12 protein-coding genes and 1 riboswitch are annotated in these 14,979 nt (G+C 73.1%); of the genes, 3 read left to right on the forward strand and 9 right to left on the reverse strand.

What is annotated here, in order from left to right:
• Positions 1-640: hypothetical protein (locus tag BHU15_RS16195; RefSeq protein WP_141726830.1), on the reverse strand; the 640-nt coding region annotated here is incomplete at its 3' end.
• A 487-nt stretch (positions 641-1,127) separates the two neighbouring features.
• Here BHU15_RS16195 and sepH point away from each other — a divergent pair.
• The gene (gene sepH, locus BHU15_RS16200; protein ID WP_069627840.1) at positions 1,128-2,180 is read left to right on the forward strand and encodes a septation protein SepH; all 1,053 of its coding nucleotides are present in this window, start codon (positions 1,128-1,130) and stop codon (positions 2,178-2,180) included.
• 70 nt (positions 2,181-2,250) lie between these two features.
• On the opposite strand, the gene BHU15_RS16205 is transcribed toward sepH, so the two are convergent.
• The gene (locus tag BHU15_RS16205; RefSeq protein WP_069627841.1) at positions 2,251-3,087 is read right to left on the reverse strand and encodes a sulfurtransferase; all 837 of its coding nucleotides are present in this window, start codon (positions 3,085-3,087) and stop codon (positions 2,251-2,253) included.
• A gap of 271 nt (positions 3,088-3,358) precedes the next feature.
• On the opposite strand from BHU15_RS16205, the gene BHU15_RS16210 reads away from it, so the two are divergent.
• Positions 3,359-4,141: a VOC family protein gene (locus BHU15_RS16210; protein ID WP_079128175.1), complete on the forward strand. Its 783-nt coding sequence runs from the start codon at positions 3,359-3,361 to the stop codon at positions 4,139-4,141.
• A gap of 60 nt (positions 4,142-4,201) precedes the next feature.
• Here the strand turns inward: BHU15_RS16210 and BHU15_RS16215 are convergent, their stop codons facing one another.
• The 5 genes from BHU15_RS16215 to BHU15_RS16235 all read right to left on the reverse strand — a co-directional run bounded on the left by BHU15_RS16215 (position 4,202) and on the right by BHU15_RS16235 (position 11,925).
• Positions 4,202-6,124 (reverse strand): ABC transporter ATP-binding protein, encoded by a 1,923-nt coding sequence (locus BHU15_RS16215; protein WP_079128176.1) that lies wholly within the window; start codon positions 6,122-6,124, stop codon positions 4,202-4,204.
• Positions 6,125-6,354: 230 nt separating this feature from the next.
• Positions 6,355-7,005, reverse strand: coding sequence for a thymidine kinase (locus tag BHU15_RS16220; RefSeq protein ID WP_023538161.1), 651 nt, complete (start codon positions 7,003-7,005; stop codon positions 6,355-6,357).
• A 67-nt stretch (positions 7,006-7,072) separates the two neighbouring features.
• Positions 7,073-8,284, reverse strand: coding sequence for an alkaline phosphatase family protein (locus tag BHU15_RS16225; protein ID WP_069627844.1), 1,212 nt, complete (start codon positions 8,282-8,284; stop codon positions 7,073-7,075).
• Positions 8,284-8,883 (reverse strand): DUF5998 family protein, encoded by a 600-nt coding sequence (locus tag BHU15_RS16230; protein ID WP_069627845.1) that lies wholly within the window; start codon positions 8,881-8,883, stop codon positions 8,284-8,286. The genes BHU15_RS16225 and BHU15_RS16230 overlap by 1 nt, the downstream gene beginning before the upstream one ends.
• Positions 8,884-8,943: 60 nt before the next feature.
• Entirely contained in the window at positions 8,944-11,925 is a 2,982-nt protein-coding gene (locus tag BHU15_RS16235; protein ID WP_079128177.1) for a bifunctional acetate--CoA ligase family protein/GNAT family N-acetyltransferase, read from the reverse strand.
• A gap of 135 nt (positions 11,926-12,060) precedes the next feature.
• Here BHU15_RS16235 and BHU15_RS16240 point away from each other — a divergent pair, with 135 nt between their 5' ends.
• Positions 12,061-12,342: an HPr family phosphocarrier protein gene (locus BHU15_RS16240; RefSeq protein ID WP_031229305.1), complete on the forward strand. Its 282-nt coding sequence runs from the start codon at positions 12,061-12,063 to the stop codon at positions 12,340-12,342.
• Positions 12,343-12,420: 78 nt separating this feature from the next.
• Here the strand turns inward: BHU15_RS16240 and BHU15_RS16245 are convergent, their stop codons facing one another.
• Both BHU15_RS16245 and BHU15_RS16250 read right to left on the reverse strand, forming a co-directional pair.
• Positions 12,421-13,218 (reverse strand): M23 family metallopeptidase, encoded by a 798-nt coding sequence (locus BHU15_RS16245; protein ID WP_069627847.1) that lies wholly within the window; start codon positions 13,216-13,218, stop codon positions 12,421-12,423.
• Between the two features lie 12 nt (positions 13,219-13,230).
• Positions 13,231-13,399, reverse strand: a riboswitch (cyclic di-AMP (ydaO/yuaA leader).
• Positions 13,400-13,601: 202 nt separating this feature from the next.
• A complete protein-coding gene (locus BHU15_RS16250) occupies positions 13,602-14,969 on the reverse strand; it encodes a M16 family metallopeptidase (RefSeq protein ID WP_031229306.1) in 1,368 nt (455 codons plus the stop codon).
• Positions 14,970-14,979 lie beyond the last annotated feature (10 nt).

The following is a 14,979-nucleotide window of genomic DNA, read 5'->3' on the forward strand; positions in this document are numbered from 1 at the left end:
GGGTGGTGCCGGTGCCGCCGGGGTCCGGGGTGGTGCCCTGGTCCGTGCCGTCGCCGGAGGGTGACGAATCGCCCACTCCCGGCCGGGCCGGCCCGTCGGGCGAGGAGTCCCGGCCGGTGTCCCCGCCGCGTACGACGGAGCCGAAGGTCGTCCCCTTGCCGCCGCTCAGGTCCTGGCCGGCGGCCAGTTCGTAGCCGGTGATGCCGAGCATCGCCACGGCGAAGACGATCGCCGCCGCGACGACGGAGCGCTTCCAGCCGCGTACCCGCGTGCCGTACGTGGTGGCTCCCCCGAACTCGTCCTGGGCGGGCGGCTCCTGGGGCGACGGGGCGGGCGCGGCGGGCGCGGCCGGTTCGGAGTCGTACACCTGGCGCGGCCTCGGCTTCACCTGGACCGAGACCTCGCGGATCTGGTCGCCGGTGCGGCGGAACAGATGCTGGAAGACCGTGCCCCCGCAGGTGGCGATCACGCTCACCACGCCGGCGCCGATGATCGTCCCGTACACGCCGAGCTTCGAGGCGAACACCGCCGCCGCGACGGCGGCGACCGCGCTGCCCGCGACCTGCGGCACGCTCAGTTCGAGCCGCTGGGTCCCGCCCTCCGCGCCGGTCCGTATGCCCGGATTCTGCCTCTGATCCATCTCCGACCTCTGCTTGCCCATCTGTGCCACCGTGCACCAAGAAGGGACATTTGAGCGAACCGGATAGTTCCGCTTCGGGAGATTGTGTGAATTGGGACACGGGCGAGGGATACGGACACCCCATCAACTGCCGTACCCACGGAGAACTTCGGTGGCGTGGCAGTCCACCCCGATGGCCCGAATGGAGTACTGTGGCGAGCCCTGGGGCCGGACTCCCTCACAGGTGTCCGGGTCTACGGGAGGGGGCCGAAGTGGCACTCGATCCGGCGGCGCGATGGCACCGCACGGGCGTCTGTTACGTAACGTGACCAGGTCTGTCACTCTGCGTCGCAAACAGGCAACCGTGTCATGACGGCGTTCCAGGGCCCATGCCCGACACGCCGGGCAACTCGGCAAGGTTGTGGCAGGCTGCACCCGGGCAGGTCACACTCGACTAGCGGAAGCAGCGACGCACGTGACGTCGGCAGGCACCACCCGGGAGGTCCCCATGCCCGAACTGCGTGTCGTGGCCGTCTCCAACGACGGCACACGACTGGTGCTCAAGGCTGCCGACAGCACGGAGTACACGCTCCCCATCGACGAGCGGCTGCGCGCGGCCGTACGCAACGACCGTGCCCGCCTCGGCCAGATCGAGATCGAGGTGGAGAGCCACCTCAGGCCCCGTGACATCCAGGCGCGGATACGGTCCGGAGCCTCCGCCGAGGAGGTCGCCCAGATGGCCGGGATCCCGGTCGACCGGGTGCGCCGCTTCGAGGGTCCCGTGCTGGCCGAGCGTGCCTTCATGGCCGAGCGCGCCAGGAAGACGGCGGTACGCCGCCCCGGCGAGAACACCGGTCCCCAGCTGGGCGAGGCGGTGAACGAGCGGCTGCTCATGCGCGGCGCCGAGAAGGAGACCGCGCAGTGGGACTCGTGGCGCCGCGACGACGGCACCTGGGAAGTCCTGCTCGTCTACCGGGTCGCGGGCGAACCGCACTCGGCGAGCTGGACGTACGACCCGCCCCGGCGGCTCGTACAGGCCGTCGACGACGAGGCGCGCTCGCTGATCGGGGAGACGGACGACTCGCTCGCCGTCGGCACGAAGGAGCCGAGCTTTCCGTTCGTACCGCGCATCGCGCGGCTGCCGAGGGATCGTGAACGGCCGCTCGACCGCGCGCTGGAACGGCAGATGGAGCGGCCCGCCGCGCCGGACCCGGACGAGGACACCAGCGAGCGCGACACCCTGACCAGCCTGCTGGAGGCGGTGCCGAGCTTCCGCGGCGACATGGTGGTGCCGGAGCGGCCTTCGCAGCCCGAGCCGCCGGCCATCGAGCCCGGTCAGGTGGACGACGAGGAGGAGCCGGTGGCGCCGGCCGCGTCGGCGGGCGCGGGGTCCGCGTACGCGGATGTGCTGATGCCGCGTTCGGTGGCGGGCCACCGGGACCGGCTGACCGGTACGACGGACCGTCAGGCGGAGGCCGACGGCGTACGGCCGGGCCGCCGGGCCGCCGTGCCGAGCTGGGACGAGATCGTCTTCGGTACGCGTCGCAAGAAACAGGACTGAGTTCGGCAGGTGTGAGGCCGGGACCGTACGCGACACGCGCGTACGGCCCCGGTTCATGACCTCACCCGCGTCAGCTCGGGTCCGGGCCCGTCGCCACAGGACGCTCGGGGTCCGCCGTCCAGTGCGACCAGGACCCGGCGTACAGCGCGGCCGGAATGCCCGCGATCTCCAGCGCCACCAACTGGTGCGCCGCCGACACCCCGGAGCCGCAGTAGACACCGACCTCGGGGCCGGTGCCGTCCGCCGTCGCACCCAGGGCCTTGAACCGGGCGGCGAGCGTCTCGGCCGGCAGGAAGCGGCCGTCGACGCCGACGTTCTCGGCCGTGGGCGCCGAGACCGCGCCCGGAATGTGGCCGCCGACGCGGTCCAGCGGTTCGACGTCACCCCGGTAACGCTCGGCCGCCCGCGCGTCGAGCAGCAGCCCTTCGCGGGCCAGGGCGGCGGCGCCGTCGGCGTCGAGCAGCGGCAGTGAATCCGGTACGGGGGTGAAGTCGCCCGCCTCCGGCGCGGGGATCTCGGTGGTCAACGGGCCGCCCCAGCACACGAGTCCGCCGTCCAGCACCCGTACGTCCCGGTGACCGGCCCAGCGCAGCATCCACCAGGCGCGGGCCGCGGCCCAGCCGAGTCCGGCGTCGTACACGACGACGGGCGTGCCGGCCGAGACGCCCGCGCGGCGCATCGCCGCGCCGAACACGGCGACGTCGGGCAGCGGATGACGGCCACCGGCGCCGGGCGGGCCGGCCAGTTCCGCTTCGAGGTCGACGAAGACGGCGCCGGGCAGATGGGCGGCCTCGTACTCCGGGCGGCCGGGCGGGGCGCCGGGGACGTAGCGGACGTCGAGCAGGACGGGCGGCCGGGGTCCGGCCAGCCGGTCGGCGAGTTCGGACGCGGAGATGATGACTGTCATGCGTGCCATCCTCGCGTACCGGCAAGGCCGTTCGGCTCCGGACCGGCGCGGCGGACCGGGCGGCGTCACGTCCCCGTCAAAACGGTCATCCTGTTGCTGGATCACGCCAAAAGCGGCGCGGCCGGGGCGCGGGGCGCGGCGAGGAGTGGAACCATCTGCTCGGGCACCCGGCCGCGCCGTTTCGAGGCATGCGGCCTGTCCCGCGCCGGCCGTCCCGTTCACGGCCGCCCCCTATCACGGCCGTCCGCGAACGGTTGAGGAAAGAGAGACGATGACTGAGGCACCGATCCGGCGCAGGCCCGGCACTCCATGCTGGGTGAGTCTGATGGTGCACAGCCTCGGCACGACGCGGGAGTTCTACGGAGCGCTGTTCGGCTGGACGTTCGTCACGGTGCCGGGAGCCCAGCAGTTCGGCCCGTACGTGCGTGCCGTGCTCGACGGCAAGGAGGTCGCCGGGATCGGTGAACTGGCGCCGGGGAGACGGATGCCGCTGGCGTGGACGACGTATCTCGCCACGGACGACGCGGACGCGACGGCCGAGGCGATCAGGGGCTGCGGCGGCACCGTCGGGGTGGGGCCGCTGGACGCGGGCGAGGAGGGGCGCCTGGCCATGGCGTCGGACCCGGCCGGCGCGCTCTTCGGGATCTGGCAGGCGCGGGCGCACACCGGCACGGCGGTGGCGGGGCCGCACGGGACGCCGGTCTGGAACGAGTTGGTGACCCGCGAGGCCGCGTGGGTGAGCACGTTCTACCGGTCGGTCTTCGGCTACGACCTGGAGGCCACCGACGAGAGCGGCGAGGACGTGGTGACGCTGCGCCTCGACGGGCGGGCGGTGGCGACGCTGCACGGGGTGGGCGAGGGGCTGGGCCCGATCCGGGCGTCGCACTGGATGACGTACTTCGCGGTGGGCGACCCGGACGCGACGGCGCGGCGCGCCGTCGAGTTGGGCGGGCATGTGATCGAGCCGCCGTGGGAGACGGCGGCGGGGCGGGTGGCGACCCTGGCGGACCCGGAGGGCGCGGTGTTCAGCGTGGTGCGGTCGGCGGCTCGCTGAGCCGCCGGCCCGGCACCCGTACTCGGGAACGCGGCACCACCGCCCCGCCTGCCGACGGAACTACCCGGCCGCGGGCGCGAGTTCGCCCGGATCCTGGTCGCTCGCGACACCGGACTCCGCTTCCGCGCCCACGAACTGCGTGCGGTACAGCTCCGCGTAGCGCCCCTCCGTCACGAGAAGTTCGTCGTGTGTGCCCCGTTCCACGATCCGGCCGTCCTCGACCACGAGGATCAGATCAGCGGCCCGTACGGTGGAGAGCCGGTGCGCGATCACGACGGCGGTACGGCCTTCCAGAGCTTCGGCGAGCGCCGCCTGGACCGCGGCCTCGGAGGTGTTGTCGAGATGCGCGGTCGCCTCGTCGAGGATCACGACACGCTGACGTGCGAGCAGCAGCCGGGCGATGGTCATGCGCTGGCGTTCGCCGCCGGAGAGCCGGTAGCCGCGCTCGCCGACGACGGTGTCGAGCCCGTCGGGCAGGGACCGGACGAGATCGCTGAGGCGGGCCCGGCGCAGGACGTCCCACAGTTCGTCGTCGGTGGCGCCGGGCCGGGCGAGCAGCAGGTTCGCGCGTACGGACTCGTGGAAGAGATGACCGTCCTGGGTGACCATGCCGAGCGTGGCGCGGAGGGACTGGGCGGACAGGTCGCGTACGTCGACGCCGCCGATACGGACGGTGCCCGCGTCGGCGTCGTAGAGCCGTGGGAGCAGTTGCGCGATGGTCGACTTGCCCGCGCCGGACGAGCCCACGAGGGCGACCGTCCGGCCGGGCTCGGCGCGGAACGAGATGCCGTGGAGCACCTCGGCGCCGCCCCGGGTGTCGAGCGAGGCGACCTCTTCCAGGGAGGCCAGGGAGACCTTGTCGGCGGAGGGGTATCCGAAGCGTACGGCGTCGAACTCGACGGAGACGGGCCCGTCGGGAACCGGCCGCGCGTCGGGCCGTTCCGCGATGAGGGGCTTGAGCGCGAGGATCTCGAAGACCCGCTCGAAGCTGACGAGGGCGCTCATGACCTCGACGCGCGCGCCGGCGAGCGCGGTCAGCGGCGCGTAGAGGCGGACGAGCAGCAGGGAGAGCGCGACCACCGAGCCGGGGTCGAGGCTGCCGCGCAGGGCGTAGGAGCCGCCGAGCCCGTAGACGAGCGCCAGGGCGAGGGCGGAGACGAGTGTCAGGGCGGTGATGAACGTGGACTGCGCCATGGCCGTACGGACCCCGATGTCCCGTACTCTGCGGGCCCGCGCCGCGAACTCCGCGGACTCGTCGTCAGGCCGCCCGAACAGCTTGATCAGGGTCGCGCCCGGCGCCGAGAACCGCTCGGTCATCCGGTTGCCCATCGCGGCGTTGAGGTCGGCCGCCTCCCGCTGAAGCCTCCCCATTCGCGTACCCATCCGGCGGGCGGGGATCACGAACACGGGCAGCAGGACGAGTGCGAGGAGCGTGACGCTCCAGGAGAGTGTGAGCATCACCGTGAGGGTCAGCAGCAGTGTCACCACATTGCTGACGACACCGGAGAGCGTGTTGCTGAAGGCGCGCTGCGCGCCGATCACGTCGTTGTTGAGCCGGCTGACCAGGGCTCCCGTACGGGTACGGGTGAAGAAGGCGACGGGCATGCGCTGGACGTGGTCGAAGACCGCGATCCGCAGGTCCAGGATCAGCCCCTCGCCGAGGGTGGCGGAGAGCCTGCGGGCGAGGAGGCCGAGGCCGGCTTCGGCGAGGGCGATGAGCGCGATGAGCAGGGCGAGCCGGACCACCACCCGCTCGTCGCCGCCGGACACGATCGCGTTGACGACGCGGCCCGCGAGGACGGGGGTCGCCACCGCGAGCAGCGCGGTGGCGACGCCGAGCAGGACGAACTGGATGATGCGGCGGCGGTGCGGCCGGGCGAAGCCGGCGATCTTCCGTAGGGTGGCGCGGGCGAACGGCCTGCGCTCGGAGCGGGCGTTCATGACGTTGTGCAACTGCGTCCAGGCTGTGGACTCCATACTCATGACAGGACCGTAGAACCTCAACCAACCTTCAGGTCAAACCGTGTTGCCGTGTTCCGGGCCGGAGTATGGGATCACCGCGCCACGGGGAGCTCCACGCCCACCATCGCCCCGCCGAACTCCCGGGGCGTGGACCGGTCGGCGATCAGGTCGCCCGGCTCGGTCCGCGGGTGCTCCCGCCGGGCCGGCGCGGATTCGGGGCGGCGGTCGGCGTAGGTCGACCGTGCCGGCCTTCAGTCGGAGGCGACCGGCAGGACGTCCGGCGACAGCGCGGCGGCCCTCGCGGTGGCCGCCGTCATCCGGCGCCGGTGGTGGCGCCGGCACAGCACCTCGTAGCCGACCTCGTCCTGCGAGTGGTGCACGTCGCCGACGACGACCTGCGCGCCCTCGACGACCATCACCCCGCCGACGGAACGGGCGTTGTGCGTGGCGCGCGCGCCGCACCAGCACAGCGCCTCGACCTGGAGGACCTCGACGCGGTCGGCGAGTTCCACCAGCCGCCGCGAGCCGGGGAAGAGTCTGGTGCGGAAGTCGGTGGTGATGCCGAACGCGAAGACGTCCAGGTCGAGGTCGTCCACGATCCGGGCGAGCTGGTCGACCTGCTCGGGGGCGAGGAACTGCGCCTCGTCGGCGATGACGTAGTCGCAACGGCCGCCCTGGGAAAGGCGGTCGACTATGTACGCGTAGAAGTCGAAGCCCTCGGCCGCCTCGACGGCGTCGGTCACCAGGCCGAGCCGGGAGGAGAGCTTGCCCTCGCCCGCGCGGTCGTCGCGCGTGAAGATCATGCCGAGAAGTCCCCGGGCCGAGCGGTTGTGCTCGATCTGAAGAGCCAGGGTGCTCTTTCCGCAGTCCATCGTTCCGGAGAAGAACACGAGCTCGGGCATGAGGAAGTGGCGGCCTTTCAATGACGGCGGGGTGCGGGTGCCGCCGGGTGTGACCCGGGGCGGGCGGCTACGAGCGTACTTCGAGGAGCGGGACCAACTGCTCGACGGGGGTCATGGAGCCGTGCATCCCGACCATCGCGGACTCGCGCGGCTCGTGGACGGAGGCGGTGATGACCGCGTCGTCGTGGGCGGCGGCGACGACGTCGCCGATCCGGCCGTACACCCGCTCCTCGATACCGCCGGGCGGGCCGAACCAGCCCGCCGCGACGGCCTCGTCACGGCTCGCGACCCAGAACCGGTCCCCCAGCACCTCGCGCCAGACGGTGAGGACGTCCGCCTCGGCGCCCGGGACGGCGTACACGTGGCGGGCGCGGCCCTCGCCGCCGAGCAGGGCGACGCCGGCGCGCAGTTCCCAGTCCTCGTCGAAGTCGATGCGCGACTCCTCGTCGAAGGGGATGTCGATCATGCCGTGGTCGGCGGTGATGTACAGGGCGGAGCGTGGCGGCAGTTGCTCGGCGAGGCGCTGGGCGAGCCGGTCCACGTACATGAGCTGGCCGCGCCAGGCGTCGGAGTCCATGCCGAACTTGTGGCCCTTGCCGTCGACCTCGCTGTAGTACGTGTAGACCAGCGACCTGTCCCCCGCGGCCAGTTGGGCGGCGGCGAGATCCATCCGCTCCTCGCCGGAGAGACGGCCGTGGAAGGTGCCGCCGCTGAGCGCGATGTCGGTGAGCGGGGTGCGTTCGAAGACGGGGGACGACACCTGGGCGGTGTGGATCCCGGCGGCGTCGGCGAGTTGGAAGACCGTGGGGTGCGGCTGCCAGACGTGCGGGTCGGTCCAGGGGCGCCAGCGGAGCTGGTTCATCAGGGCGCCGGTCGCGGGGTCGCGCACGGTGTAGCCGGGCAGGCCGTGGGCACACGGCGGCAGGCCCGTACCGAAGGAGGCGAGGGAGGTCGCGGTGGTGGCGGGGAAACCGACGGTGATCGGCCGGCCGGTGCCGCCGCGTGAACTGCCCAGCAGCGACGTCAGATACGGGGCCTCGTCGGGGTGGTCCTTGATCTGCTGCCAGCCGAGGCCGTCGATGAGGAAGACGCAGTTGCGGTCGGCGGGGGTGAGTTCGGGGATCACGGCGCCCGGGACGGTGACGCCCTGGCCCGTGACGAGGGTGGGCAGCAGGTCGGCGAGGGAGCCGCCGCCGTACTCGGGGACGGGCGCGGTGTCCAGGGCGAGCGGGACCGGGTCGTGCCAGTCGGCGGGCGGGGCGGTGCGGCCGGCGGCCATCAACGGCCGGTGGACGACGGGGCGGCCGTGGTGGCTTCCGAGAGCGACTGGGCGAAGACGAGCGTCTGTCGTACGGTGTCGGGCCCGTCACCCGCCTCGCTGACGCGCAGGCTGAGGTCGTCGGCGGTGGAGTTGCCGGTGTAGCCGTGGTCGGCCTCGCAGTTGGGGTCGCCGCAGGCGGCGGGCTCCAGATCGATGCGGGCGACGGCGCCCCAGCCGATGGTCAGGACGACCTCACGGGGCAGGGTGCCGGGAGTGTACGACTCGGGGTTCGCCACGACGCGGCTGACGACGACGGACGAGATCCGGTCCAGCTTGACGGACTCGGTGGAGGTGGTGGCGTACGGCGTCGGCGAACTGGTGTCGGCGGCCTGCTCGTCGGTGTGGCTGACGATGAAGCGGCGGGCGGTGAGGACGAGCACGGTGACGTGCCGGCGGACCTCGTTGGAGTCGAACGTCGTCTCCTGATGGACCAGGTACGAGGCGATCGGCTCGCCACCGACAGCGGCCTCCACCGCCTCGGCCACGAGAGCCGGGTAGTAGCCACTGCGCTCGATCGCCGTGCGCAGCCCCTGGGTCGTCGTACCGGTCTTCGCCATGGACACCATCCTACGGTGGCGCGATGTATGGCCAGGACCGTACGGACCCCGGTACCCCGGTCAGTAGCTGGGCAGGCGGCGGGGGCCGAGGTCGTCGCGGGACGGCGGCGGGGCGAGCCGGACGCTGGCGCCGAGCACGGACAGGCCGCGCGCGGCGACCACCACCGGTTCGAGTGCGACGGAGACGATCTCCGGGTGGTCGTCGACGAGCCGGGACACCCTCAGCAGCAGCTCTTCGAGGGCGGCGGTGTCGACGGGCGCGGAGCCGCGCCAGCCGAAGAGGAGGGGCGCGGTGCGGATGGAGCGGAGCAGTTCGGCAGCCTCGCGGTCGGTGACGGGGACGAGGCGGTGCGCCAGGTCGCCGAGCAGTTCGGAGGCCACGCCGGCCAGTCCGAACGACAGTACGGCGCCGGCCGCCGGGTCGATGGCGGCGCGCACGACGGTGTCCACCCCGCGCGGTGCCATCGCCTGGACGACGGGCAGCAGCTCGGCGGGCGCGCCGAGCAGATCGGTCAGCTCGCGGTACGCGGTCCGCACCTGGGCCTCGTCGGCGAGGTCGAGCCGTACGCCGCCGAGGTCGGCCCGGTGCCGCAGGTGCGGCGCGGTGGTCTTGAGCGCGACGGGGTACCCGAGCCGCGCCGCGGCTTCGACGGCGCGGTCGGCTCCGGGCGCGGGCAGGGTGGGCCGTACGGCGATCCCGTACCGCCCGAGCAGCTCACGTGTGTCGTCGTCCCCGAGGCCGACCCCCCGCGGATCGGGCGACGCGGCACCGAGCAGCCGCTCGATGACCCCGGCGGCCCCGCTCTCGTCGATGTCGTCGTACTCGGGCACCTTCCCGAGCTCGGCGGCCTGCCGCCGCCACTGCGCATAACTGACGGCCTGCCCAATCGCCCGCACGGCCCGCTCGGCGGCGGGGTAGGCGGGGATCCGGCCGGGGGCGGGCCCCGCGGCGCGCGCGGCGGCACCGTCGGCCGACGGCGGGGGCGGCTCCTCGGCGGAGCCGCGCACGGGCACGGGCCGGGCGTCACCCGCTCCCGATCCCCCGCTGCTGACACCCGCCGCGGACGGCGCGGACCCACCACCGAGCACACCTTCGGCGTCGTCGGCCGAGCCGTGCTTGCCGACGCCCTGCACGGCCGCGGGCCCCCGGCCGGGGCCCGATACCGGGCCCCGGCCAGGGGCCGTTGTCGTCGCTGCTGAGAGCGCCTTCGCCAGGCCGCCGATTTCGACGTGGACCACCACTACCGGCTTCGCCGGGGACGTCGACGCCGCGTCGCGCAGTGCCGTCGCCAGGACCTCGCCGTCGCCCGATTCCGTCGTGCCGTTCTCGCCGACCCAGGGGATCGCCGTGACGACGACCGCGTCGCAGCCGGGGTCCGCCAGGGCCGTCGCCAGTGCCGTGCGGAAGTCCTCCGGGCGGGCCGACGTCGTCAGGTCGAGCGGGGGCAGTGGGCGCAGGCCCTCCGTCAGGCAGGCGTCGTACGTGAGGAGGCCGAGCGACTCGGAGTTGCCGAGGATCGCCACGTGCGGGCCCGCCGGGAGGGGCTGGGTCGAGAGCAGGAGGCCCGCGTCCACCAGTTCCGTGACGGTGTCCGCGCGGATCACCCCCGCCTGGCTGAGCAGCGCCGAGACCGTCGCGTCCGGGATGCGGGTGACCGGCACCGCGTGTCCCGGCGGCGCGCTGCCGCTGTGCCGCGCGCCCCTCGCGACGACGACCGGTTTGATCGCCCCCGTACGCCGTGCCAGGCGCGTGAACTTCCGCGGGTTGCCGATCGATTCGAGGTACAGCAGCACGACGTCGGTGTCCGGGTCGTCGTGCCAGTACTGGAGGAAGTCGTTGCCCGAGACGTCCGCCCGGTTGCCCGCCGAGATGAACGTGGACAGGCCGGCGCCGCGCCGTACCAGTCCCGCGAGGAGCGCGATGCCGATCGCGCCCGACTGGGTGAAGAGGCCGATCCGCCCCCGGTCGGGCGGCTCGGGCGCGAGTGAGGCGTTCAGCCGGACCGCCGGCGAGGTGTTGATGACGCCGAACGCGTTGGGGCCGATGACCCGCATCCCGTACGACCGCGCCTGGCGCACCAGTTCGCGCTGCCGCTCCCGCCCGGCGGGCCCGCTCTCGGCGTATCCGGCGGACAGGACGACCAGGCCCTGGACGCCGTGCTCGCCGCAGTCGGCGACGACGTCGGGCACCCGCTCGGCCGGGACAGCGACGATCGCGAGGTCGACGGGTTCCCGGATCTCCGCGAGGGAGCGGACGGCCGGCACTCCGTCGATCTCGGCGAGGTCCGGGGGCAGGGCGAGGTTCACCGCGTACACGCGGCCCGTGAAGCCGCCGTCCAGGAGGTTGCGCAGGACGGCGCGCCCCACCCCGCCCGCCGTACGCCCCGCGCCGACGACGGCCACGGACGACGGGCCGAGGAGCCGCTGCACCGAGCGCGCCTCGGCGCGCTGCTCGCGGCCCCGCTGCACGGCGAGGGACTCGGCGGTCGGTTCGAGGTCGAGTACGAGCCGGACCGAGCCGTCCTCGAAGTTGCGTTTCTGGGTGAACCCGGCGTCCCGGAACACCTTGATCATCTTGTTGTTGGCGGGCAGCACCTCGGCGGCGAAGCGCCGGATCCCGCGCTCGCGCGCCACCGCGGCGATGTGTTCGAGGAGCGCGGAGGCGATCCCGCGCCCCTGGTGCGCGTCCTGGACGAGGAACGCGACCTCCGCCTCGTCGGCCGGCGCCGACGCGGGCATGCCCCGGGCGTCGATGCGGTCGTAGCGGACGGTGGCGACGAACTCGCCGCCGACGGTGACCGCGAGGCCCACCCGGTCCACGTAGTCGTGGTGGGTGAAGCGGTAGACGTCCTTGTCGGAGAGCCGGGGGTAGGGCGCGAAGAAGCGGTAGTACTTCGACTCGTCCGAGACCTGTTCGTAGAAGCTGACCAGCCGCTCGGCGTCGTCGGTGGTGATGGGGCGTACGCGGGCGGTGCCCCCGTCGCGAAGGACCACGTCTGCTTCCCAGTGAGCGGGGTACGCGTGCTGTGACGGCGGCGTCATGGGGAGAGCCTACGGCGCGCACACCGGTAGCGTCGGCTTCCCGGCCGGGGCAGGCTGGGGGGTGCCGCACCGGTCCGTTACGGGGCACATGAGACACTGGTCTAGACAACAACTGTGACTTTGAAGGGCAACACCATGGCTGAGCGCCGCGTCAACGTCGGCTGGGCCGAGGGCCTGCACGCCCGTCCCGCCTCCATCTTCGTCCGTGCCGCCACGGCCTCCGGCGTTCCGGTCACCATCGCCAAGGCGGACGGCAGCCCGGTCAACGCGGCGTCGATGCTCGCCGTGCTGGGTCTTGGCGCGCAGGGCGGCGACGAGATCGTCCTGTTCTCCGACGCGGACGGCGCCGAGGTCGCGCTGGACCGGCTGGCGAAGCTGGTCGCCGAGGGCCTGGACGAGCTTCCCGAGACCGTCTGAACCGTCTCGACCGCACAGACGTACGACGAAGGCCCCGGCAGGACGCCGGGGCCTTCGTCGTACGTACGCGGGACGGAATCAGACACCCACCCCGTGCGCGCGCAGGTACGCGACCGGGTCGATGTCGGAGCCGTACTCCGCGGTCGTGCGCGCCTCGAAGTGCAGGTGCGGGCCGGTCGAGTTGCCCGTCGAGCCGGAGAGGCCGATCCGGGCGCCCGGAGTGACGCTCTGGCCGACGGAGACGCCGATCGAGGAGAGGTGTCCGTACTGGGTGAACGTGCCGTCGTTCATACGGATCACGACGTTGTTGCCGTACGCGCCGCCCCAGCCGGCCTCGACGACCGTGCCCGCGCCGACCGCCACGACCGATGTGCCGGACGCCGCGCGGAAGTCGACGCCGGAGTGGCTGCCGGAGGACCAGAGCGCGCCGCCGGTCCGGTAGCCGGTGGTGACCGGGGAGCCGGCGACCGGGAGTTGGAAGGAGGCGAGGCGCTTACGCTCCGCGGCCCGTGCCGCGCGCTCCTCGGCCTCGCGAGCCTCCTTCGCGCGGGCCTCGGCCTTGCGCTTCGCCTCCGCCTTGCGCTTCGCCTCGGCCTTGGCCTCCGCTTCCGCCTTACGGGCGGCCAGGTGCTGCGCGTCGGCCTGGGCGTCGATCGTCGCGGCGAGCGAGCCGTCGATGACGATGACAGGGTCCGTGGCGGCGGCGGGGGCCGCGTCCTGGGCGACGGCCGCCTCCGCGTCGGCGGCGAGGGCCGGGGATCCGAGGGTGCCGATGACACCGGCGGCGGTGAGAGTCGCGACTTTGGCCATGTTCGCGCCCCGGCGCGTCATTCGGCTCCGGGCACGGTGCTTCCCGGTGGCACGGGTGAACGCCATGAAGTGGCTGGTCCTTTCCTTCCTTCTCGCCTACCGGGTTAGCTGACGGGTTCGGAGCAGGAAGGTCTCCTACGGGTTCCTCCGCGGATCACGCGAAGGCTCCCGATTCACCCCAGGGACACGAAACTGGGTCCCCGGCTCCCCAGGCTCGCGCCTGACGGGGACTCGGCGATGGCTGTCCGGTGCCGCGGTCGCGGCGGGCTCTGGCGAACAGCCGGACCGACGCTAAAGGGGTCATCTTTCAATCACCAAACGGACAGGCCGTTTTGTCGCGCATGCCACAGCGCATTCAGGCAACCTCCTCCTGAATACGGACATAGCGGGGAACCCCGGTGACTGGTTCGTCACCGGGGTTCCCTTTGTCCGTGCCGCGGCGCGTCGTGTCAGCCGGTGACGACCTTCACCTCGCCGATGTTCAGGGCCTCGACGGGCTCCCTGATCACCGACGCGTCCCCGACGAGCACCGTGACCAGCCGGTCGCCCGGGAAGGCGCTGACGACGGCGGCCGTCGACTCGACCGTGCCCGTCTCGGCCAGCCGCTCGTACAGCCGCGCCTGGAAGTCGTCGGGGAGGTGCTGCTCGACCTGGTCGGCGAGGGTGTCCGCGACGGACGCGGCCGTCTCGTACTTCAGCGGCGCGACGCCGACCAGATTCTGCACGGCCGTCTCACGCTCGGCGTCCGTCAGCCCCTCCGCCGCGAGCGTACGCAGCACCTTCCACAGGTCGTCCAGCGCGGGCCCGGTCGACTCGGTGTCGACGGAGCCGCTGATGGCGAGCATGGAGGCGCCCGTGCCGTTCGGGTCGGAGCGCAGCACCTGCGCGAAGGCCCGCACGCCGTACGTGTAGCCCTTCTCCTCGCGCAGCACCCGGTCGAGCCGGGAGGTGAGCGTGCCGCCCAGGCAGTACGTGCCGAGCACCTGGGCCGGCCAGACGCGGTCGTGCCGGTCGGGGCCGACCCGGCCGATCAGGAGCTGGGTCTGGACGGCTCCGGGCCGGTCGACGATCACCACCCGGCCGGTGTCGTCGGCGGTGACCGGCGGCACGGGGCGCGGCTCGGAGGTGTCGCCCGTCCAGTCGCCGAGGGTCTCGGCGAGCAGGGCGTCGACGTCCACGCCGGTGAGGTCGCCGACGATCACCGCGGTGGCGGTGGCGGGGCGGACATGCGCGTCGTAGAAGGCGCGGACACCCTTGGCGTCGATGCGTCCGACGGTCTCCTCGGTGCCCTGGCGCGGGCGCGACATGCGGGAGGTGGCCGGGAACAGCTCCTTGGAGAGCTGCTTGGCCGCGCGGCGGGCCGGGTTGGCCTGCTCGTGCGGGATCTCGTCCAGCCGGTTCGTGACGAGCCGGCCGACCTCGCTGTCCGAGAACAGCGGCGCGCGCAGGGCGTCGGCGAGCAGGCCGAGCGCCTTGCGCAGCCGGGAGACCGGGACCTCCAGGGAGACCCGGACGCCGGGGTGGTCGGCGTGCGCGTCGAGCGTGGCGCCGCAGCGCTCCAGCTCGGCGGCGAACTCCTCGGCGCTGTGCTTGTCGGTGCCCTCGGACAGCGCGCGGGCCATGATCGTGGCCACACCGTCCAGGCCCTCGGGCTCGGCCTCCAGCGGGGCGGCGAGCGAGATCTCGACGGCCACCACCTGCTGGCCGGGGCGGTGGCAGCGCAGCACCGTCAGGCCGTTGGGCAGCGCGCCGCGCTCGGGCGCGGGGAACGCCCAGGGCCTGGCCTCGCCGGCCGTCGGCTGCGGGTGGAACTCCATGGACATGGTC

It is taken from the genome of Streptomyces niveus (assembly GCF_001723055.1).
Lineage (GTDB): Bacteria > Actinomycetota > Actinomycetes > Streptomycetales > Streptomycetaceae > Streptomyces > Streptomyces niveus.